Genomic DNA, 19,657 nt, shown 5'->3' with positions numbered 1-19,657 from the left:
TCCAGCATGCGGGTCATCTTTTCCAGCTTGCCCTTGTTGGGAGGCAGGAGCTTTGTTTTGAGGGTTACCGTCTGCATTTAACATCTCCTCCGGCCTGCTTAAATTTTAGCACGACCGGAGAGAAAAACCAAGCCGCCATTCATCCCCCGATTAAAAATCGGGGGCATTCTAGCGGGGCTTTTGTAAAAAATTAGAACACCCTCACTCCAAGGGGCACTTCCCGGTCGGGCTGCAACAAGACTACATCGCCCTTTTCGTCGGGCACTCCCAGCACCAGGACCTCCGAAGGAAAACCGGCCACCCGCCTGGGCGGGAGGTTTACTACCGCCACCACCAGGCGACCTACCAGTTCCTCCGGGCGATAAAGAGCGGTGATCTGGGCGCTGGACTTTTTTATTCCCAGGGGGCCAAAGTCAATAGTTAGTTTGTAGGCGGGTTTACGCGCTTCGGGAAATTCCTCCGCTTGCAGCACCCGCCCCACGCGCATGTCAACCGCTAAAAAATCCTCAATAGTGGCCATCGCCCCACTCCCTTAAAATTTAAACCCCCCGCCCGGGCACAAGGCCAGGGACGGGAGGTCGCTCCCGCGGTTCCACCCTGCTTGGCTGCCGCACGGCAGCCCTCTCGTTTAAGGTGCGGGCTTTACTCACCGCCGCCTGAAGCGGCGGCTTTCCTCCCGCAGCTCGGGAACCCCCTTCGCGCGGGTTCGTTTACCGGGCTCCCACCTCTTCCCGGCTCTCTGGGAAAACTCCCCCGCCTACTCATTTCCCTCATCGCCAGGTATTCTGTTGGGCAATGATAATTTACCAGATCCAAGGCCCAAAGTCAACGGGGCCGCCGCCTTCTCGTAAAGCCGCGGCGCGGCAGGCCCCCTCTTACGTAGGGCCTGCGGTCCCCATCTCCTCTCCCCTCTCACTCCGTGCGGGGCGCTCGATCTCCAGGGTGTAGTTTTTCGTCATGGCCGCCACCGCCCCCAGGGCCCCCAGCACGGCCAGCTGGCTGCTGGCCAGCGTGCCCAGGAGGCCCAGGGCGCCTACGGAGGCAGGAAGCTCCATGACCGTGCGCTCGCCCTGCTTGATCTTTATCTTCGTCTCGTGACCGCGCTGCACCAGCTCCTTGAGCTGCTCCAAAATCTCCTGGCCGCGGTCGTGGAGTTTCTCCGCCAGACCCTTTCTCTCTTCCTCCAGGCGGATGAGGGCCTGCACCACATCGCCGCCGACCGCGTCCAGCGCTTCCTTGGCCTCCTTGTATCCGACCCCCAGGCGGGCGCGGATGAGGTCGATCTTTTCCAGCTCGCTGTTCACCCTTCGTCTTCCTCCCCTTACTCTTGTTCTTTAAAGGATATTAAACCCGGGAGGAACCAGCTTTATACATGCTCCGCCGCCTCCAGGAAGGCCAGGGACCTGGCCGAGCGCTCCAGGTGGTGGGCCATGAATTTCTGCAAGAGCTCCTTTAGCTCTTCCCTGGCCGGGCGGCCCACTTTCAGCTGGCCCAGCCTGGCCGTTTCCCAGCGCAGGAGCGTCTTGAGCCACTCCACCGTTCCCCGGTGGCACGTCAAAGCTCCTTCCAGGCGGCCGGCGCAGGACGGGCAGAGAATGCCCCCGGAGGGCACATGAAAGCTCACCCTCCTGCCGTCCACGCTGCCCCCGCAGGAGGCGCATTTTTCCAGGCACGGCTGCCAGCCCAGCAGGGCCAGCATCTTAGCCTCAAAGGCCCGGCAGAGCACTTGCGCGTCTACCTCCCTTAAGGCGCGCAGCGTTTCCAGGAAGAGCCAGTAAAGGGGGGCAGCGGGCTCGCCCTCGGCGGTGGCGCTCTCCAGCAACTCCGCCAGGTAAAAGGCGCAGGCCAGTCTCTCCAGGGACTCCCTCACCTCCGGGAAAGCCTCCAGGACCTCGCACTGGGCGACGGAATCCAGGTCGCTGCCGCGGCGCAGGAGAAAAAGAGAGCACGTAAAGGGCTGCACCGCCCCCCTCTTGCGGCTGGCCGGCTTGGCCGCGCCGTAGGCCACGGCGCGCACTTTCCCCTTCTCCAGGGAGAAGAGGGTCAGCAGCTGGCTAGCTTCCCGCATGTTGACGGCCTTTAGGACCACGGCCTGCAGCTTGTAAAACCTCATGCGCAAATCCCTCCTTCGAGGGCCATAAGTATTTTACCATAGGGGGTGAAAAATCACGCTCAGGTTCTGGGTGGTCCTGGGGACGGCTATTTTGCTCCTGTGGACGGGGACAGAGCACCTCTTCGGCTTTTTTCACCGGCAGTCCGTGCAGGCGCTCTCCTTTGCCCTGGTAGATCGCGTGGTGGTCGTAGATCCGGGGCACGGGGGGGTGGACCCCGGAGCGGTGGGCCAGAATAACGTGCTGGAAAAAGACCTGGTGCTGGCGGTGGGGAAAAAGCTGGCCCTTTTGCTACGCCAGGGCGGGGCAAAGGTGGTTCTTTCCCGTGAAGGGGACTACGACCTGGCCGACCCGGAAATCACGGGCCTCTACCAGCGCAAGCGCCAGGACCTGGCCCGCCGGGTGGCCCTGGCCAACAACCTCCAGGCCGATGCCTTCGTCAGCATCCATATCAACAGCTTCCCCAGCCCCTCCCAGTGCGGGGCTCAGACCTTTGCCCGGCACGGATCGCCCGAAAGCCAAGCCCTCGCCAGGTGCATCCAGGAGGAATTAAACCTCCTGGCCCCAAATAGCCGGCGGGTACCATTACCCGGGGATTATTACCTCCTCCGCCACTCCCGTGTGCCTACGGTCATCGTGGAAATCGGCTTTATAACCAACCCCCAGGAGTACCGGTTGCTGCAGGACCCTCTGTACCAAAGCAAGCTGGCCTGGGGCCTTTATGCGGGCCTGGTGAAATATTTCGCGCTAAGGGTACAGAATTAACCAGGAGGCAGAAAGGCTTTTAAAGGGCCAAAGGGGGGAAAATAAGAGGCGGTGAGGTGAAATGCGCCGCCTTACCCCTTTCTGGGCCTGCCTTTTCTTCCTGGTGTTTTTCCTGCCCTGCCGGGCCGGGTGTGAGCCCTTGCCCTGGCTGGATACCTACATTATCGTGGATACGCAGAGGCTGACCCTGACCCTCTTTGCGCGCGGCCAGCCCGTCCGGCAGTACCCCGTGGCCCTAGGCAGGCCGGGCACGGAAACGCCCCTAGGGCTGTGGAGGGTAAGGGAGAAGATTGCCGGGTACACCCCCGGCATAGGCCCGCGCTGGATGGGCCTGGATATACCTACCGGCAGCTACGGCATTCACGGCACGGACAGCCCCTGGACCATCGGCACCTACGCCAGCGCGGGCTGCATACGCCTCCACAACGAGCATGTGGTGGAGCTGTACGAGCTGGTTGCCGAGGGTACGCCGGTGCTGGTGCTGGGCAACCCCTTTGCCGGCGGAGTGCCCCTGCTCCGGGAAGGCAGCTGCGGCACGGCGGTCTGGGAGCTGCAGAGGGCCTTGTACAAGCTGGGCTATTACGGGGCGAGGCCGGACGGCATCTTCGGCCCCCAGACGGCAGGGGCGCTCGGCAAGTTCCGCCGGGACTACGGCCTGGAAGAAAAATCTGCCGCCGACGAAGACGTGTGGCGCCTGCTGGGCTACTAGGAAAGTGTTACCGCACCCGGCAGGCACATATATTTTTTAAAAGACAAGCCCGTTTCCGGCAGGTGAAGAGAGATCGACCGCATCCTGCTCATAGCCTTATTGACCGCCGTCATTCACTTAATTGATACGCTGGTTTACGCCGTCAGGCTCTCCGGGGTGACCACCCGGCGGCTGGCCACCGCTTATTCCCTCTTTCAAATCATCTCCCTGGTGGCCAGCACGGCCAACCTCATCCAGGCCCCCCTCCTGTCCTCGGTGGTAGAGCGGACCATCAACACCGGCCTGCATGGTTCCCCCATGGCCCTGGTGGAGTCACCCTTTTACCAGCAGCAGCTGCAGCAGCTCTGTAAGGACATCAGGTTGGTCATTTTTTCGGCCACCGCCGGCACGTTCCTGGGCGTGCTGGCCACCCCTGCCTTTAACTATATTTTCACGCGGGTCATCTTCCTTTTTGAAGAAGCCGGCTCCATACCCCGCCTCATCATTTTCCTCTCCTCGCCCAGGCTCCTGGCCCGCACCCTGCGCAAGAGGCCCGGGTACTTAAAGGTCCTCCGCTCCTCCCTGCCGGAAAGACCGCGCAACATACCCCTGGCCTTCCTGGCGGCCAACACGCTGGTCATCGGCATCTGGACCACCGGCGTACTCTCGGCGCTTTACGCAGGGGCGCTCCTCCCGGACTACCGCTCCACGGCCAGCCTGCTCTCGGGCCTGGTAAACGGCGTGGCCACCATCCTTTCGGCCATGATTGTCGACCCTACCGCGGCCATGATCACCGACCAGGCCCTGCGGGGAACCCGCGACCAGCAGGATGTGCGGCAAATGGTTTACTACCTCTGCCTGACGAGGGTCCTGGGAACCATCCTGGCCCAAGCGCTCTTCCTGCCCTCCGCCTACCTCATTAAGGAGGTCGCCCAGTTCATTGCCGGACAGGCACACTATCACCCCGCCGCCATAACCTAGTAATAGCTTTTTCACCCGTCCGGACGGGGAAAAACAGGTACGAAACGGAGGGAATGCCTTGCTGCCCATACCGACCAAATTTACCTTGGTTGCCGGGGCCGGAGAGGGAGAAACACCCTTAAACGCCTTTGACCAAGCACTCCTCAAGGCCGGGGCGGGTAACGTGAACCTGATCAGGGTGAGCAGTATTCTGCCCCCCCGGGCCCGTTACGTGGCAGAGCTCTACCTGCCCCCCGGAGCCCTGGTCCCCGTGGCTTACGGGTCCCTCAAGTCCACCACGCCCGGCGAGCAAATAGCCGCCGCCGTAGCCGTGGGCATCCCCCCCGAGGGTTTCGGGGTCATCATGGAATATTCCGGGCGCACCACCAGGGAGGAAGCAGAAAAAATTATCCGCCGCATGGTGGAAGAAGCCTTTGCCGTGCGGGGGCTGGAAATGAAGGAGTACCTGGTGAAGGCCGTAGACCACCGGGTGATTAAGACCGGGGCCGTTTTTGCCGGCGTGCTCATGTGGTATTAGCAAAGCCGGGCAGGTAATACGCCCGGCTTTGCTTTTGTCCCGAAATGGAGTAAAATTCACAGGGAAAGGCCTAACCGCCGGGGCCCAAGGATTCCCCTCCTACCGCCCGCACCGGCCCCGGAGAGGAGTGTGAGATGCCTTGCGCGTAGTGGTGGCCCTCACCGGGGCCTCGGGAGCCATCTACGGCATCACCCTGCTAGAGCAGCTAAAGCTCCTGGGCATTGAAACCCACCTCATCCTCAGCCCCTGGGCGGCACGCACCGTGACCCTGGAAACCAGCCTGACCGTGCAGGAGGTCAAGGAAATGGCCTCGTACGCCTACGAGGCCGACGACCTGGCGGCGCCTATGGCCAGCGGCTCCTTTCCCCACCAGGGGATGGTCATCGCCCCCTGCAGCATGAAAACCCTCGCCTCCATAGCCTGCGGCCTCAGCGACAACCTCATTGCCAGGGCCGCCGACGTAACCATCAAAGAAAGGCGCCCTCTGATCCTCCTGGTGAGGGAAAGCCCTTTAAGCGCCATCCACCTGGAAAATATGCTCAAGCTGGCCCGGCTGGGGGTGACCATTATGCCTCCCGTGCCCTCCTTCTACCACCACCCCCGCACCGTCGAAGACCTGGTCCTGCAGACCACCGCCAGGGTGCTGGACCACCTGGGCATCGCCCACTGCCTGGGCAGGAGATGGGGCGAACAGCTAGAGCATGTTCCTCTTGCGGAAGACTAGAAGGACGAAAATGGCGAAAATAACGGAGAGGAGGATAATTCCCCAAAAGGCCAGCGGCGAGTGCTGGTAAGGCAGCTCCACGTTCATGCCGTAAAGGCTGAACAGCATGGTGGGGATCATGAGGATAATGGTTACGGAGGTGAGGAACTTCATGACAATGTTGAGGTTGTTGGAGATAACGGAAGCGTACGCGTCCATGGTGCTGCTCAAAATCTGGGCGTAAATGTCGCTCATCTCGAGGGCCTGCTTGTTTTCAATGATCACGTCCTCCAGGAGGTCCTCATCCTCCGCGTACATTTTTATGAGGCCCGTATTTAACCCCAGGGCCTCCGCATCCTTGGCCAGGTGCGACTTCAGCAGCTTTTCCATGACCACCTGGTTGGCGCGCAGGGAGGTGGTAAAGTAAACCAGGCTTTTCTGCAGCCCCAGGAGCCTTATCAGCTCTTCGTTCTGGGTAGAGCGGTGCAGCCTGAGCTGGATTTCCTCGCTCTTTTTATCTATCTGCCGCAAGTAGCGCAGGTACTGCAGGGCGGTCTTGTAAAAGATCTGCAGGAGGAAACGGGTTTTCTTAAAAGTATAAAAGCCCCTCATGCGGCCACTATAGAAATCGCTTAAAATGTCCAGTTCCTCCAGGCAGACGGTGAGGATGATGTTCTCGGTGATGATGATGCCCAAAGGGAGGGTGTCGTAAATAGAGTCCCTGATCACCGGGACGCGGATGATAATAAGCACCGAGCCCTCTTCAACCTCTATGCGGGAACTCTCCTCTTCATCCAGGGGGTACTCCAGAAAATCCCTGGGCAGGCCGATACAGCGCACCACCTCTTCTATTTCCTCCGGGGTAGGGTTGACCATATTTACCCAGCTGCCCTTTTCCCCCAACAAGCCCGTCTCCAAAATTCTCTCTCCCAAGTTTTTATATACCCTGAACACGGACACCACCTCCAAAACAAAAAAGCCTTCGTTGTTTCAGAAGGCCGAAAACCTGCGCGGGGGTTCCAGCCTACCCACTTAAACTTTAGCAGAAACCCCCCACGCCTGCCAAGGCCAATTTACGCCGCCGCTACTCTTCAACGTAGCCAAAGTTGCGCAGGTACAGGTCGTGATCGCGCCAGCCGGGCCTGGCTTTAACCCAGAGGTCGAGGTAAATCTGCGAGCCAAAGAGGGCTTCCATCTCTTCCCTGGCCAGCTTGCCGATTTCCTTGAGCATGCGCCCCCCCCTGCCAATCAAGATGGCCTTGTGCGACTCCTTGTCTACGTACACGGTCGCCCGCACGTAGGTGAGCCGTGGGGAGCGCCTCTCCACCTCCTCCACCACCACCGCCACGCCGTGGGGCACTTCTTGGCTGGTGAGGTGGAGCACCTTCTCGCGGATGAGTTCGGCCATGATGAAGCGTTCGGGCCGGTCGGTAACCATGTCTTCGGGGTAATACTTGGGCCCGTAGGGAAGGTAGGAAACCACCAGGTCCACAAGTTTGTCCAGGTTGTCCCTCTCCAGGGCGGAAATGGGTATGTACTCGGCAAAGTTGTATTTCCCGCGGTAGGCGTCGATTACAGGCAGGAGTTCCGTCTTCTTCTTTAACAGGTCGATCTTGTTAATCACCAGAAATACCGGGGTTTGCACTTCCCGCAGCTGGGCAATAATAAACTCGTCTCCCGGACCCGGCGGCTGCGGCTCCACCAGGAAAAGAATGAGGTCAACCTCCTTTAAGGTCCCCAGGGCCACCTCCACCATGTACTCGCCCAGCTTGTGCCGGGGCTTGTGTATGCCCGGCGTGTCCAGGAAAATAACTTGCGCGTCTTCCCTGGTGATGATGGAGTGGATCTTGTGGCGGGTGGTCTGAGGCTTGTCGGACATGATGGCCACCTTCTGGCCCACCAGCTGGTTCAGCAGGGTGGACTTACCCACGTTGGGGCGCCCGATGATGGTCACGAAGCCGGATTTAAATTTCCCCTCTTCCATTGTTTCCCTCCTTACCTGCGGCCTCACCTGCCGCATCCAGCGTGAAGGCCAGGGGGAAAAGTTCCTCCAGGGAGGCGGCCACATAGCCGCCCTGAGAATTGCCCATGAGTATCTTCAGGTCCCGGCTGAATTCCGCGAGTACCTGGCGGCAGGCACCGCAGGGCACGGTGATAGAAGGACCGTCGGAAACGATGGCCAGGGCGGTAAACTCCCTTTCCCCCTCGCTGACGGCATTGTAGAGGGCCACCCTTTCGGCACACACGGTCAGCCCGTACGAGGCATTTTCCACGTTGCACCCGGTATATATTTTACCGCGCGCCGTAAGGAGCGCCGCACCCACTTTAAAGCTAGAGTAAGGCGCATAGGCCCTTTCCCTGGCCAAAAGGGCCGCCGCAATTAGCTTTTCCGCCCAGCTATCCACCAAATCGCCCCTTTTACCTGAAAGTTTGCAGGATCAAGCGCAGGTGGGGGTAAAAGACCACCACGCCGGTCGCCACCGCATGAAGGGCCGCCAGCAGCACGGCACCGGCCGCCACGTCCTTGGCCGCCTTGGCCAGGGGGTGAAAACCGGGGCTGGCCAAGTCCACCACTGTTTCCAGGGCGGTGTTAAACATTTCGGCCAGCAAAACAAGGGTGATGGCCAGGAAGAGAAAGAGCAGCTCGTATTTATCCACGCCCAGGATAAAAGCGGCAGCCAGCACAGCCAGCGCAGCCAAAAGGTGAAAGCGCATGTTGGGCTGGGTGCGCAGGGCGTAAGCCAGCCCGGCCAGGGCGTACAGAAATTTCCTGCCCATTTCCCCGCTCACCTGGCCAGTCCCAGGCGGCTCAAAACGGCCTCTTCCTTTTCCCGCATGGCGCGCCGCCCTTCCTCATCCTGGTGGTCGTAACCCAGGAGGTGGAGCACGCCGTGCACGACCAGGAAGGCCACTTCCCGCTCGTAACTGTGGCCGTACTCCCGGCACTGGCGCCGGGCCGCCTCCAGGGAAACCACCACGTCGCCCAGCAACCCTTCTCCCCCAGGCAGCTGGTCACCTTCCCGGAAGGCAAAGGAAAGCACATCGGTGGGACTGTCTTTTCTCCGGTACGCGCGGTTAAGCCGGCGTATGTAATCATCGTCCACCAGGGCCACGCTTACTTCTGCGCTTTTCGGCCCGCCGCCCTCCAGAACGGCGGCCTGCGCCGCCTTTTCCGCCAGCTCCAGCAGCCCTTTATCCACCGGCACTTTTTCTTGCAGATTGCTTACCAATACCGGCACCCCTGGCCTTTCTCCTTTCCAGCTCCTTGTTAAAATCAGGGTACTCCACGCGGGAGTGGAAGATGCCGCTCAGCACCTGCAGGAAGGCCGCGGCAATCTTATCCAGGTCTTTAAAGGTTAAATCGCACTCGTCCAGCTGGCCGTCCATGAGCTTATCCCTGATGATCTTGCGCACCATGCCCTCTACCCTCCCGGGGGTACGGTTCTGCAGGGAGCGCACGGCGGCCTCCACGGCATCGGCCAGCATGACAATGGCCGCTTCCTTGCTCTGGGGCTTGGGCCCGTCGTAGCGGTACTCTTCTTCTTCCACCTTCTCCGCCTGGCCGTTTTCCAGCGCCTTGTGGTAGAAGTAGGTGCACAACCCGGTGCCGTGGTGCTGCTCGATAATGTCCACCACGGCCTGAGGGAGCTTGTACTCCCGGGCCAACTCCGCCCCGTCCTTCACGTGGGCTGTCAAGATGAGGGTGCTCAAGGAAGGAGCAATTTTGTCGTGGGGATTTTCGGGGCCCACCTGGTTTTCAATGAAAAAGTAGGGACGCTTTATCTTCCCGATATCGTGGTAGTAAGCCCCCACGCGGGCCAGCAGGCTGTTGCCCCCCACCGCCTCCGCCGCCGCTTCGGCCAGGTTGGCCACAATAATGCTGTGGTGGTAGGTGCCCGGTGCTTCGGTGAGCAGGCGCCGCAGCAAGGGGTTGCTGGGGTGGGAGAGCTCCAGCAGGTGCACCGGCGAGGTGATGCGGAAGGCACTCTCCAGGTACGGCAGGGCGCCGATGGTCAGGATGGAGGACAAAAGGCCGTTGATCAGCCCGAAGCCTACGCCGGCGGTGATGGCCGCGCTCCAAGAGGTGTTGCCCAAGATGCTTAAGCCCAGGATGGTCACGAAATTGGCCGCGCTCACATATACCCCGGCCCGCGCCAGGTCGCCCCGCTGGCTGAGCTTGCTGACGCTGTAAACCCCCACAAAGCCCCCCACCAGGGCCTCCAGCCCAAAGCGGAACTGCCCCTGGGTCATCATGGTCACCAGAAAGCTCATTACCGCCACCACCAGCATGGCCAGGCGGGAGTCAAGCAAAATGGCCGTGAGCATACCCGCCGCCGCCACTGGCACCATGTACCCCACCAGGGCACCCAGCTCCGGCCAGTAGGGGATGTTTACCACCGTGATGCCCTTGCCCACGGAGAGCACCACGAGCACAATAATGCCCACGAGATAGAGGTGGCCGGAATGCTCGTAAATTTCCCGCTTTTGCTGGTAGAGGTAAAGGAGTACCACGCTCATCAACAGGGCCACCAGCAGGGCATTGCCCACCATTACCCGCCAGGGGAAGCCCGTGCGGTTGAGCCCCAGGGCCTCCAGCTTGGCCAGGTGCTCCTTGGTCACCACATCGCCGGGCCTGAGGATGATCTCGTCCTGCCTGACGGTAACCATCTGCGGCGGAACCGTCTCCATGGCCGCCTCTTTTAAAAGGCGCGTCTTCTGGGCGTTAAAGAAGCTGTTGGGCCGCAGGTAATGCTGGATGAGGCTCTGGGCCAGCTCCTGCTGGGCCTCGCCCAGGCCCAGGCGGGCCACCTGCTCCGCCAGGCCGGTCTTAACTGCATCAAGCCTGTCGGGAGTAACCCCCTGCTCGCTCTCCAGGGCCTGGGCCACCAGGCTGTTTACCCCCCTCTCCACCTGGTCCAGGGCACGGGGGCTGGAGCGCAGCAGGGCCAAGAGCGTCTCCCGCGGCAGCTTGAAAGGCAGGCTGCCCTGCAGGCGCTCCAGGCGCTCCTCTTCGCTGCTCCTGGTGTCGCCCTGCGCGTCCCGGATTTTCTGTACGGCGCCGCTGATGTCCCGCTGCACCGCCTCGCTGACCAGCGGGTCGCGGTCGTACTGCTCGCGCACCGCTGCCGCCGCCTGGCGCCGCAGCTCTTCGGTCTTCGCCTTATCTTCAAAAACAACGCTGCGGGGGGCCCTAATTTCCACAGGAGAAACCTGTCCCTCCCGCAAGCTTACCTTGTAGGGTACGTATTCCACGGAAAGGAGTACGGTGAGCAGCAAAAAAAAGAGCACGGCCATAGAAACCCGGCGCATGCGGCGAGATTTAAGCAGCGGGGCCAGCCGCCGGGTAATCCTTGCGCCAACTGCGGGTAGGGGCAACATAGCCCTCACTCCTCTTGCGCCAGCTCGTAGGCTCTGATGATTTCCTGCACCAGCGGGTGGCGGACGATGTCTTCCCCCGTCAGGTAACAAAAGGCTATGCCCTTTATGGAAGAGAGGATCTTCTGGGCATGAACCAGGCCGGAAATTTCCCCCCGGGGCAGGTCGATCTGGGTGACGTCCCCGGTAATGACGGCCTTGGAACCAAAGCCTATGCGCGTCAGGAACATTTTCATCTGCTGGGCCGTGGTGTTCTGGGCTTCGTCCAAGATGATAAAGGCATCGTCTAAGGTACGCCCCCTCATGTAGGCCAGGGGAGCCACCTCAATGATGTGGCGCTCCAGGTACTTTTGGGTGTTTTCCACGCCCAGCACGTCGTAAAGGCTGTCGTAAAGGGGGCGCAGGTAGGGGTCCACCTTTTCCTGCAGGTCCCCCGGCAAAAAGCCCAGCTTTTCCCCCGCCTCCACTGCCGGGCGGGTGAGGATGATGCGGCTGATCTCGCGGTTGCGCAAGGCCCGCACGGCCATAACCACGGCCAGGTAAGTTTTCCCCGTCCCGGCAGGGCCAATGGCAAAGACAATATCGTGCTTTCTTATGGCCTCGATGTAATGCTTCTGGCCGAGGGTCTTGGGCTTAATCTGCTTTCCCCGGGCGGTAACCAGAGTTACCTCCCTGGCCAGGTGGGAAAGGGCGTCCTCCATACCGGCGCGCACGGCCTTGATGGCATAGTTAATCTCGTGCAGGGTGAGCCGGTTGCCCGCGCGGTAGTATTCCTGCAGTTGCCGGAAGACCCCCCGGGCCTGAGCCACCTGCTCCGGCGGGCCGGTAATGATGACCTCCCCGCCCTGCGTAGCCATGCGCACGCCTAGGGACTTCTCCATCAAGGCCAGGTGCTCGTCGTGGCGGCCGAAGATTTCCGCTGCTTCCGCAACGTCCTCTAAAACAATCCTTGCTTCCGTTTCCTTTCTGACCAACTTTGCCTTCCCACTCCTCTACTGGGAATGCCCGGGGTCAAAGGGCTGCTCGACCCCAATCTCCTCCACGCATTCCACCAGGGCTTTCACGCGCACAACAGTCTCTGGCTCTTTGACCACCAGTTCATCTAGCTGTTTATGTACCACCGCCGCCCCCTTGGGCACCTGCCTGTACGCCGCCTCCAGCGCCCTCTCCCCGGCCAGCTGCCGCGCCTCACTGCGGCTACGGGTGACGGTGTAGCTCTCCATTTCGTTAAAGCTACATATAACTAGTTCGACGGGCAGGTATAGATTCCTCCACCCCGGGAGACTTTTAACCGTGGTGCTGGCCTCATACAAGGCAAAGGGCACGTCCCGGGGGCCTGCTAAAATTATTTCCCTCTCGCCGACTTTGATACATGCCCGCACGGCCCGGCGTCCGGTGGGGCGTTGCCCGCTCTCCTTCAGTAAGGCCTCCCCGTAGCCCTCGTACCAGACCCTGGCCCTGACCATCCCGGCGGCCCGCACGCACGTGGGGTGGCGGGGAGAAGGGGAACCCGCAGATTCCTCTTCCCGGGAAGGGGGGATGATCCCGGAGATGAGGATCTGGCCGGGCACCACCGTATCCCCTTCCTTTACCAGGGGATGCCCGCTCTGCACCAGAACCTCCTTGACCAGGCCGCTCTTTTTAGCCACCACGTGCGCAAATACCTGCCGCCTCTCCCCAGGCAGGACCTTCTCCACAACTTCCACCGTCACCCGGGTGCCCCTTACATAAACCCCCGCCCAGGACAGGTCGGGCAGCCTTTCCAGGAGGGCCCTTTCCACAGCAGCCGCGTCCAGGCTCCACCTGGGCACGCCCTGCCGGAGACCGGCCTCCCTTGCCGCCTCCAGCACTTCCTGCGCGGCAAGCCGCCGGTTGCCGGTAACGTCCACACTCCAGACAAACGAGCCCAGGATGTAAAGCCCGGTCACAAATAATACCCCGCCCAGGAGAAGCCCTTTCCGCCGCACCAGCCGCAGCCACAGGAAGGGCAGGCCCGCGCGCCCGACAACGTGGAAGCGGCAGCGGGCGAGCCGGGCAAGGTGCAAAAAAGGCCATACGGCGCTCAGGCGCACCTTCACGCGTACTTCCTGGCTGCCGGTACGGTAAATGTCCCAGAGGAAAATGCCCCGCGCGGTGGCCATGTTGATTAATTTCTCCGGGGCCTCCCCCCGCAGCGCCAGGGTAACGTAACCAACCAGAAAATTGGCCAGCCTGAAGAGGAACACGGCAAGAACGCTCCTCCCGTCATCTAAAGGCTACCGCCCTGATGTTTCCCTCCACGCAGATCTCCTCGGGCAGTATGTTGCGCAGCACCAGGTTCTCCCCGCTAATTTCCAGCTCGCCCTCGGATATGCTCACCCGCACCACCTGGGGGTTGTACTCCAGAATGCCGCGGTGGTTTTCGATAAAAGCCTGCAGGTTGCCGACAAGGACGATGCGCGGCAGATTTAGCATCACGTCCCCGGGTATTTCCAGCAAGTCGGCCACCCTTTTGAGCCATTTCTGCCAGGGCATTTGCCAATCCCTCCCTGCCAAAGTATATGCGCCCGTGTGGGACAGGATGCTCCGGAACCCTTTATGGAAGTCCCGCGCAACATAAAATCTTCTTATGGGCAAAATAAAAGGAAATCCCCCGGGTTAAGGAGAAAAATAAAAAGGCCTTGAGCCTCCAAAGGCAGGTGAGTACCTTGAGCCAGGAAGCGGTGCGCCTGACCTCCCTCTCGCGGGCCGCCGGGTGAGCTTCCAAGCTGGGGCCGGAGGCCCTGTCGCAGATGCTGCGGCACCTGCCGCGCCAGGACGACCCCCGGCTGCTGGTAGGGCTGGAGACTTCCGACGATGCCGCGGTTTACCAGCTCACCGGCGACCTGGCCCTCATTATGACGGTGGACTTTTTTACCCCCGTCGTAGACGACCCTTACCTCTTCGGGCAGATTGCCGCGGCCAACGCCTTAAGCGACATATACGCCATGGGGGGAAAGCCCCTTTTGGCCTTAAACATTGTCTGCTACCCCACCTGCCTCTCGCCGGGAGTCATGTCCGAGATCCTGCGCGGGGGGGCGGACAAGGTGAGGGAAGCGGGTGCCGTCATTGCCGGGGGGCACACGGTGGAGGACAGCGAGCCCAAGTACGGCCTGGCCGTCACCGGGCTGGTTCACCCCCAGAAAGTGGTCACCAACGCCGGGGCATCCCCGGGAGACGCGCTGGTGCTCACCAAGCCCCTGGGCACGGGCATCATCACCACAGCCCTAAAGGCCGGGCTGGCCCCCCCGGAAGCTTGTGATGTGGCGATAAAAACCATGTGCAGCCTCAACCGGGAGGCGGCGGAAGCCATGCAGGCGGTCGGGGTACATGCCTGCACCGACATAACCGGCTTTGGCCTCCTGGGCCATGCCGCGGAGATGGCCCTGGCCAGCGGGGTAAGCCTGGCCTTTGCATACGAGCGCATCCCCCTCCTCCCCCGGGCGTTAGAGCTGGCCTCCACGGGTCTGGTGCCCGGCGGGGCCTACCGCAACCGGGACTACCTCCTGCCCAGGGTAAACCTCGCTGTCTCCCTCACGCCCGCCCAGCAGGCCCTGCTCTTTGACCCCCAGACTTCCGGCGGCCTGCTCATAGCCGTGCCTCCGGAGCGCCTGGAAAAACTCCTAGAGGAGCTGGCGGTCAGGGGGGTACCCGGGGCCAGGGTGGTGGGGAGGGCGGTGGCGAGGCAGGACTGGCTTATCCGCGTAGAATAGGAAAAGGGGTGGGGCAGAGTTGTTCGTAAAAGAGGTGGACTGCCGGGGGCTGGCCTGCCCCCTGCCGGTGTTGGAAACCAAAAAAGCACTGGAGGAGATCCCCACCGGGAAAGTGGTAGTTACCGTGGACAACCCGGTGGCCCGGGAAAACATAACCATGCTGGCCGCCAATGCCGGCTTACCCGTTCAGGTAGAGGAAAACGAGGGGAACTTTATCATTACCATTACCAAGGAGGGGGATAAAGGGCCGGAAGCCGCGCCGCAGGCACAGGCAAGCGCCGCAGCCGAGAGGCCCCTCACCTACTTTTTTACCTCCAACCTCTTCGGCCAGGGAGCTCCCGAACTGGGCATGGTCCTCATCAAGAGCCTGATGACCACCCTGGCCGCCATGAATCCTCCCCCGGATAACCTCATTTTCATTAACAGCGGCGTTTTCCTTACCTGTGCCGGTTCCCCGGTGCTCGAACCCCTGCAAAAAATGGCCTCCTCGGGCACGCGCATTCTCTCCTGCGGCACCTGCCTGGAATACTACAAACTCATAGATAAGCTTCAGGCAGGAAAAATCAGCAACATGCATGAAATAAACGCCATCCTCTCCGGGCCGGGAAAAGTGGTCAATATCCCCTAGGGGTATCCCTTGACAAAAGCCCCGGCCCGAAACTATATTTTAAGCATAGGCCGCCTCTGGAAAGTCCAGGGGGAAAAAGGAGGTTTCCCGGTTATGCTGAGAAGGCGTTACATGCTACGCCCTGTGGCGCACTGCAAAGAAGGCTGCTGAATAAAGTCCTGGGCATGACGGTAAACTGCCCGGCCCGCCGCAAGGCACAGCGGCGGGCTTTTTACCCCAGGGAGGGAGCGATGTGACGAAGCAAGTCAGCCTCCCCGTGGAAGGCATGAGCTGCGCATCCTGCGCCGCCCGCGTGGAAAAAGCCTTAAAAGCGGTCCCCGGCGTAAAAAATGCCGCGGTAAACCTGGCAGCCCAAAAGGCCAGCGTGGAGTACGATCCCCAGCAGGCCACCGTGGCGGACCTGGCCAGGGCTGTTTTGGAGCTGGGCTACAGGGTGCCCGCGGAAGAGATAAGCTTTAGCGTGCGGGGCATGAGGTGTGCGGCCTGCGCCGCCCGCGTGGAAAAAGCCCTGGCCCAGCTACCGGGAGTGTGCGAGGCAGCCGTCAGCCTGCCGGCAGAAGCCGCCCGCGTCAGCTTTTACCCCGGTACCGTAACGCCGGCACAAATCAAGGCGGTGGTGAGGGAACTCGGCTACGAGGTGGCCGAAAGGGAAGGGGCAGGGGAAGCCCTCGACCGAGAGTCCCTCGCCCGGCGCGAGGAAATACGCCAGCAGGCCCGCAACATGCTCATTGCCTGGCCCCTCTCCCTCCTGGTCATGCTGGGTATGTTCCGGGACGCCCATCCCCTCTTCCTGTGGGCCCTCACCACTCCGGTCGTGGCCGTGGCCGGGCGCCAGTTTTTCGTGCAGAGCATAAAGGGCCTGAAAAAGGGCGTCACGGACATGAACCTCCTGTACGCCACGGGCATCGGCGCCGCCTACCTGATTGCCACCATTAACGCCATCTGGCCCCAGGCCGGCTTTGGCGGGCGGGGCGCCACTTTCTTCGAGTCGGCGGCCCTCCTCACGGCCTTTATTGTGCTGGGGCGCTACCTGGAAGCCCTGACCCGCGGGCGCACCTCGGAAGCCATCCGCAGGTTGCTCCAGCTGCAGCCCCGCAGGGCAAGGGTGCTGCGCAACGACCGCGAAGTGGAAATACCTGCCGATGAAGTCATCCCCGGCGACTTAATCCTCGTACGCCCGGGGGAAAGCATCCCGGTAGACGGCAGGGTGGTGGAAGGCCACTCGGCGGTGGACGAGTCCATGCTCACGGGAGAGAGCATCCCCGTGGAGAAAAAGCCCGGCGACGAGGTCATTGCCGGCACCGTCAACCGCACCGGCTTTTTCAAGTTTGTGGCCACCAGGGTGGGGAAGGACACCGTATTGGCCCAGATCACCCGCCTGGTGGAAGAGGCGCAGGCCACCAAGGCCCCGGTGCAGAAGCTGGCCGACTTCGTGGCCGGCCACTTCATTGCCGGCATTCACGTCCTGGCCCTTGCGGTCTTCCTTTTCTGGTTTTTCTACGGGTATGAGGCCTTTTTCCGCCCGGACAGCCGCTTTATCCTCTCACCGTACGGCCTGGCCGAGGTGGGGGTGTTCGGCTTTGCGCTGCTTTTGAGCGTGTCCACCCTGGTCATCTCCTGCCCCTGCGCCCTGGGCCTGGCCACGCCCAGCGCCATGATTGCCGGCACCGGCAAGGGGGCAGAAAATGGCATCCTCTTCAAGGAAGCGGTGGCCGTTGAAGGCCTCGCCTCCGTGCAGGTGGTGCTTTTTGATAAAACGGGCACCGTCACCAGGGGAGAGCCTTCCCTGACCGACGCCGTGCCCGCGGCGGGGTTTTCGCAAGACGAACTGCTGCGCTTAGCCGCCACGGCGGAAAAGGGAACCGAGCACCCCCTGGGAAAGGCAATCAGCAGAGGAGCGGAAGCCGCGGGCCTGGCCGCGGAAGAACCGGAAGAGTTTGAGGCCGTACCCGGCCACGGCGTCAAAGCGCGCCACCGAGGCCGTACAATTCTGGTGGGCAACCGGCGCCTCCTGGAAAGGGAAGGCGTGCCCCTTACACCCCTCCTTCAGGACGCCGAAGAACTGGAAAGGGATGGCAAGACGGCCATGCTGGTGGCCGTGGATGGAAAACCGGCAGGAGTAATCGGCGTGGCCGATACCATCAGGGAGGAAGCGCCGCAGGCCATTGCCCGCCTTAAGGAGATGGGCCTGCGGGTAATGATGATTACGGGGGACAACCGGCGCACCGCCGCAGCCGTCGCCCGGCAGGCCGGCATTGCAGAGGTGCTGGCGGAGGTGCTGCCGCAGGACAAGGCCCGCGAGGTGCGGCGCCTGCAGGCAGAAGGCTACCGCGTGGCCATGGTGGGCGACGGCATCAACGACGCTCCGGCCCTGGCCGCCGCCGACGTGGGAGTGGCCATCGGCGCGGGCACGGACATAGCCAAAGAAACCGGGAGCGTCATCCTCATCCGGAGCGACCTGCGGGACGTGGTTTCGGCCGTTGAGATCGGCCGGGCCACCATGCGCAAGGTGCGCCAGAACCTGGCCTGGGCCTTCCTGTACAATAGCCTGGGCATCCCCGTGGCCGCAGGTGCCTTTTACCCCTCCACCGGCCTCCTGGTCAGCCCGGAGTTGGCCGCCCTGTTCATGGCCCTGAGCTCAATTTCCGTAACCGCCAACGCCCTGCTCTTAAAGCGCTTCGTCCCCACCTTTAAGAAGGGGAGGTGAGCGATTTGCCCGCCAAAGGAAGTTCTGCCGCACTACTATACACGGCCATCTCGCTGGCCGCCGCCCTCTTGTTCCTTGCCGCTACCTACGCCACCCGAAAGCCCTACCCCCTCCTGGCCCGCCTTGGAGGAGCCGCCTGGGTTTTCCTCCTCTCCATGATCATCACCATGCCGCTGGTCATCTCGCGGGCGGCCAGGAGGCACGGCTCGCCACCCCCCTCATGATTCTTCCTGCCCGGCTTCCGCGCCGCCGCGCTCCTTTATATTCCCCCATATCCATATCAGGTTAAGGTAGAGAATGCCCGCTGCCACCAGGAAAACAGCCCTCAGCCCCAGGTGGGCGGACAGAAAGCTCGTCACCAGGGGGCCCAGGAAGTTGCCGAAAAAGAAGGCACTGGACGTAAGGCCGTACACGCTCCCCCTTATTTCCAACGGGGTCATGGCGCCGATAAGGGAATTGGTGGCCGGCAGCAGCCCCCCGAGGAAAAAGCCCTGCACGGCGCGCAGGCCCATAAAAGCCCAGATGTTGCCCGTTGCCGCCTGGGGAAAGTAGAGGGTGGCCGCCATAACCAGGTTGAGGAGCAAAAACTTCCTGTGCCCCACCCGCGCCGCCACCCTACCTGTTAAGGCGGCACCCAGAGCAGAGGAGACACCCTGGAGGGCCATGGCCAGCCCCACCAGTGTATTTAGCGCGGGGACCTTCCCCACCAGCTCGAAGACAAACAGGGGAATGAGGGGCTCAACGCCCCGCACGGCAAACTGGGTCAAAAAGATGACAGTAAAGGCCGCCTTTAACCCGGCATGCCTGAAGAATCCGCGGAGTTTTAAGCCTCCCCCGCGCGCCCGCGTTTCACCGCCGGAGGTCTCTTCCTTAACGCACACAAGGATCACAAGCAGCGCCGCTAAGGCCAGCAGGCTGCCCAGCCTAAACACCAGGCGGTAGGGGAAAAAATCTGCCAGCACGCCGCCCAGCAGCGGCCCCAAGAGGAGGCCCATTATCTGCCCGGCCTGCAGTAACCCCACCGCAAAGGCGAAATGCTCCCGCGGTACCAGCGCCCCCAGGAGGGAAAGGGCGGCCGCCGAGAAGCCGCTAAAAGCGCCCTGCAAAACGCGCAGCAGCAACACGTGCTGGACGTTGCCGGCGCAGCCGGTGAGGAAAGTAAATACGGCAATGCTGGCCGCAGAGCGCAGAAGCATGGGCTTTTTCCCGTAGCGGTCGGAGAGGCTCCCCCAAACGGGGGAAAACATGCCCGTAAAAAGGGCGTTTACTCCCGCCAGCATCCCGGCCCACCTGCGCACGGCCCTGGGCTCCGTCACCCCCAGCTCGGCAAGGAAAAAAGGCAGCAGGGGGGTGGAGGTCTGGGCAGCCGCGGTGACCATCATCTGGGCACCCGCTACAACAAAAAGGCCCTTTTTCCAGCGTTCCATAGCCATGATCCCCCCGGCAGTTC

The 19,657-nt window shown here is 61.8% G+C and carries 23 protein-coding genes; 10 read left to right on the top strand and 13 right to left on the bottom strand.

Features of this window, described 5'->3' with window-relative positions; translation table 11 throughout:
• On the top strand, positions 1 to 194 hold a 194-nt coding region (locus G454_RS22045; protein WP_211229983.1), incomplete at its 5' end, for a hypothetical protein.
• Here the strand turns inward: G454_RS22045 and G454_RS0106080 are convergent.
• From G454_RS0106080 to recO, 3 genes are all read right to left on the bottom strand, one after another.
• The gene (locus tag G454_RS0106080) at positions 191 to 520 is read right to left on the bottom strand and encodes a tRNA-binding protein (protein WP_027717901.1); all 330 of its coding nucleotides are present in this window, start codon (positions 518 to 520) and stop codon (positions 191 to 193) included. The genes G454_RS22045 and G454_RS0106080 overlap by 4 nt on opposite strands.
• A 355-nt stretch (positions 521 to 875) precedes the next feature.
• A complete protein-coding gene (locus G454_RS0106075) occupies positions 876 to 1,304 on the bottom strand; it encodes a DUF4342 domain-containing protein (RefSeq protein ID WP_027717900.1) in 429 nt (142 codons plus the stop codon).
• Between the two features lie 62 nt (positions 1,305 to 1,366).
• On the bottom strand, positions 1,367 to 2,113 hold the full coding sequence (gene recO, locus G454_RS0106070; RefSeq protein WP_027717899.1) for a DNA repair protein RecO: 747 nt from the start codon (positions 2,111 to 2,113) through the stop codon (positions 1,367 to 1,369).
• Positions 2,114 to 2,183: 70 nt separating this feature from the next.
• On the opposite strand from recO, the gene G454_RS17960 reads away from it, so the two are divergent.
• From G454_RS17960 to G454_RS0106045, 5 genes are all read left to right on the top strand, one after another.
• Positions 2,184 to 2,876 carry an N-acetylmuramoyl-L-alanine amidase gene (locus G454_RS17960; protein ID WP_211229982.1) on the top strand — a complete coding sequence of 231 codons (693 nt, stop codon included), beginning with the start codon at positions 2,184 to 2,186 and terminating at the stop codon, positions 2,874 to 2,876.
• 61 nt (positions 2,877 to 2,937) lie between these two features.
• Positions 2,938 to 3,585: a L,D-transpeptidase family protein gene (locus tag G454_RS17955; protein ID WP_051275957.1), complete on the top strand. Its 648-nt coding sequence runs from the start codon at positions 2,938 to 2,940 to the stop codon at positions 3,583 to 3,585.
• Between the two features lie 99 nt (positions 3,586 to 3,684).
• Complete coding sequence (locus G454_RS17950) at positions 3,685 to 4,545, top strand: lipid II flippase Amj family protein (RefSeq protein ID WP_245574333.1); 861 nt, start codon at positions 3,685 to 3,687, stop codon at positions 4,543 to 4,545.
• Between the two features lie 58 nt (positions 4,546 to 4,603).
• Positions 4,604 to 5,062 carry a pyruvoyl-dependent arginine decarboxylase gene (locus G454_RS0106050; protein ID WP_027717898.1) on the top strand — a complete coding sequence of 153 codons (459 nt, stop codon included), beginning with the start codon at positions 4,604 to 4,606 and terminating at the stop codon, positions 5,060 to 5,062.
• A 148-nt stretch (positions 5,063 to 5,210) separates the two neighbouring features.
• Positions 5,211 to 5,786 (top strand): UbiX family flavin prenyltransferase, encoded by a 576-nt coding sequence (locus G454_RS0106045; protein WP_281168448.1) that lies wholly within the window; start codon positions 5,211 to 5,213, stop codon positions 5,784 to 5,786.
• Here the strand turns inward: G454_RS0106045 and G454_RS0106040 are convergent.
• The 9 genes from G454_RS0106040 to yqfC all read right to left on the bottom strand — a co-directional run bounded on the left by G454_RS0106040 (position 5,757) and on the right by yqfC (position 13,655).
• A complete protein-coding gene (locus G454_RS0106040) occupies positions 5,757 to 6,725 on the bottom strand; it encodes a magnesium transporter CorA family protein (protein ID WP_281168445.1) in 969 nt (322 codons plus the stop codon). The genes G454_RS0106045 and G454_RS0106040 overlap by 30 nt on opposite strands.
• Before the next feature lie 124 nt (positions 6,726 to 6,849).
• Complete coding sequence (gene era, locus G454_RS0106035) at positions 6,850 to 7,749, bottom strand: GTPase Era (protein WP_027717895.1); 900 nt, start codon at positions 7,747 to 7,749, stop codon at positions 6,850 to 6,852.
• On the bottom strand, positions 7,730 to 8,170 hold the full coding sequence (gene cdd / locus G454_RS0106030; RefSeq protein ID WP_211229981.1) for a cytidine deaminase: 441 nt from the start codon (positions 8,168 to 8,170) through the stop codon (positions 7,730 to 7,732). Before cdd ends, era begins: the two co-directional genes overlap by 20 nt.
• Before the next feature lie 13 nt (positions 8,171 to 8,183).
• A complete protein-coding gene (locus tag G454_RS0106025) occupies positions 8,184 to 8,555 on the bottom strand; it encodes a diacylglycerol kinase family protein (protein WP_245574332.1) in 372 nt (123 codons plus the stop codon).
• Positions 8,552 to 9,004 carry an rRNA maturation RNase YbeY gene (gene ybeY, locus G454_RS0106020; protein WP_027717892.1) on the bottom strand — a complete coding sequence of 151 codons (453 nt, stop codon included), beginning with the start codon at positions 9,002 to 9,004 and terminating at the stop codon, positions 8,552 to 8,554. Before ybeY ends, G454_RS0106025 begins: the two co-directional genes overlap by 4 nt.
• Positions 8,958 to 11,144, bottom strand: a complete 2,187-nt coding sequence (locus G454_RS0106015; protein WP_027717891.1) for an HD family phosphohydrolase — start codon at positions 11,142 to 11,144, stop codon at positions 8,958 to 8,960. Before G454_RS0106015 ends, ybeY begins: the two co-directional genes overlap by 47 nt.
• 5 nt (positions 11,145 to 11,149) lie before the next feature.
• Positions 11,150 to 12,115, bottom strand: coding sequence for a PhoH family protein (locus tag G454_RS0106010; protein ID WP_027717890.1), 966 nt, complete (start codon positions 12,113 to 12,115; stop codon positions 11,150 to 11,152).
• Positions 12,116 to 12,133: 18 nt separating this feature from the next.
• Entirely contained in the window at positions 12,134 to 13,366 is a 1,233-nt protein-coding gene (yqfD, locus tag G454_RS0106005; RefSeq protein ID WP_027717889.1) for a sporulation protein YqfD, read from the bottom strand.
• 19 nt (positions 13,367 to 13,385) lie between these two features.
• Complete coding sequence (gene yqfC, locus G454_RS0106000) at positions 13,386 to 13,655, bottom strand: sporulation protein YqfC (RefSeq protein WP_211229980.1); 270 nt, start codon at positions 13,653 to 13,655, stop codon at positions 13,386 to 13,388.
• 173 nt (positions 13,656 to 13,828) lie between these two features.
• Between yqfC and selD the strand changes: the two genes are divergently transcribed.
• The 4 genes from selD (at position 13,829) to G454_RS0105975 (ending at position 18,431) form a co-directional block, all read left to right on the top strand.
• The gene (selD, locus tag G454_RS0105990; RefSeq protein ID WP_084413310.1) at positions 13,829 to 14,872 is read left to right on the top strand and encodes a selenide, water dikinase SelD; all 1,044 of its coding nucleotides are present in this window, start codon (positions 13,829 to 13,831) and stop codon (positions 14,870 to 14,872) included.
• 19 nt (positions 14,873 to 14,891) lie between these two features.
• The gene (gene yedF / locus G454_RS0105985) at positions 14,892 to 15,500 is read left to right on the top strand and encodes a sulfurtransferase-like selenium metabolism protein YedF (protein ID WP_027717886.1); all 609 of its coding nucleotides are present in this window, start codon (positions 14,892 to 14,894) and stop codon (positions 15,498 to 15,500) included.
• Between the two features lie 232 nt (positions 15,501 to 15,732).
• The gene (locus G454_RS0105980) at positions 15,733 to 18,207 is read left to right on the top strand and encodes a heavy metal translocating P-type ATPase (RefSeq protein ID WP_027717885.1); all 2,475 of its coding nucleotides are present in this window, start codon (positions 15,733 to 15,735) and stop codon (positions 18,205 to 18,207) included.
• Between the two features lie 5 nt (positions 18,208 to 18,212).
• Positions 18,213 to 18,431 carry a hypothetical protein gene (locus G454_RS0105975; protein WP_027717884.1) on the top strand — a complete coding sequence of 73 codons (219 nt, stop codon included), beginning with the start codon at positions 18,213 to 18,215 and terminating at the stop codon, positions 18,429 to 18,431.
• On the opposite strand, the gene G454_RS17945 is transcribed toward G454_RS0105975, so the two are convergent.
• Positions 18,426 to 19,634, bottom strand: coding sequence for an MFS transporter (locus tag G454_RS17945; RefSeq protein ID WP_051275954.1), 1,209 nt, complete (start codon positions 19,632 to 19,634; stop codon positions 18,426 to 18,428). The two genes, G454_RS0105975 and G454_RS17945, sit on opposite strands and share 6 nt — an antisense overlap.
• Between the last annotated feature and the right edge of the window lie 23 nt (positions 19,635 to 19,657).

Origin of the sequence: Desulfovirgula thermocuniculi DSM 16036, from assembly GCF_000429345.1 — a bacterium.
In the GTDB taxonomy this organism is placed as follows: Bacteria; Bacillota; Desulfotomaculia; order Desulfotomaculales; family Desulfovirgulaceae; genus Desulfovirgula; species Desulfovirgula thermocuniculi.
This window is presented reverse-complemented; position numbering and strand designations above follow the sequence as displayed.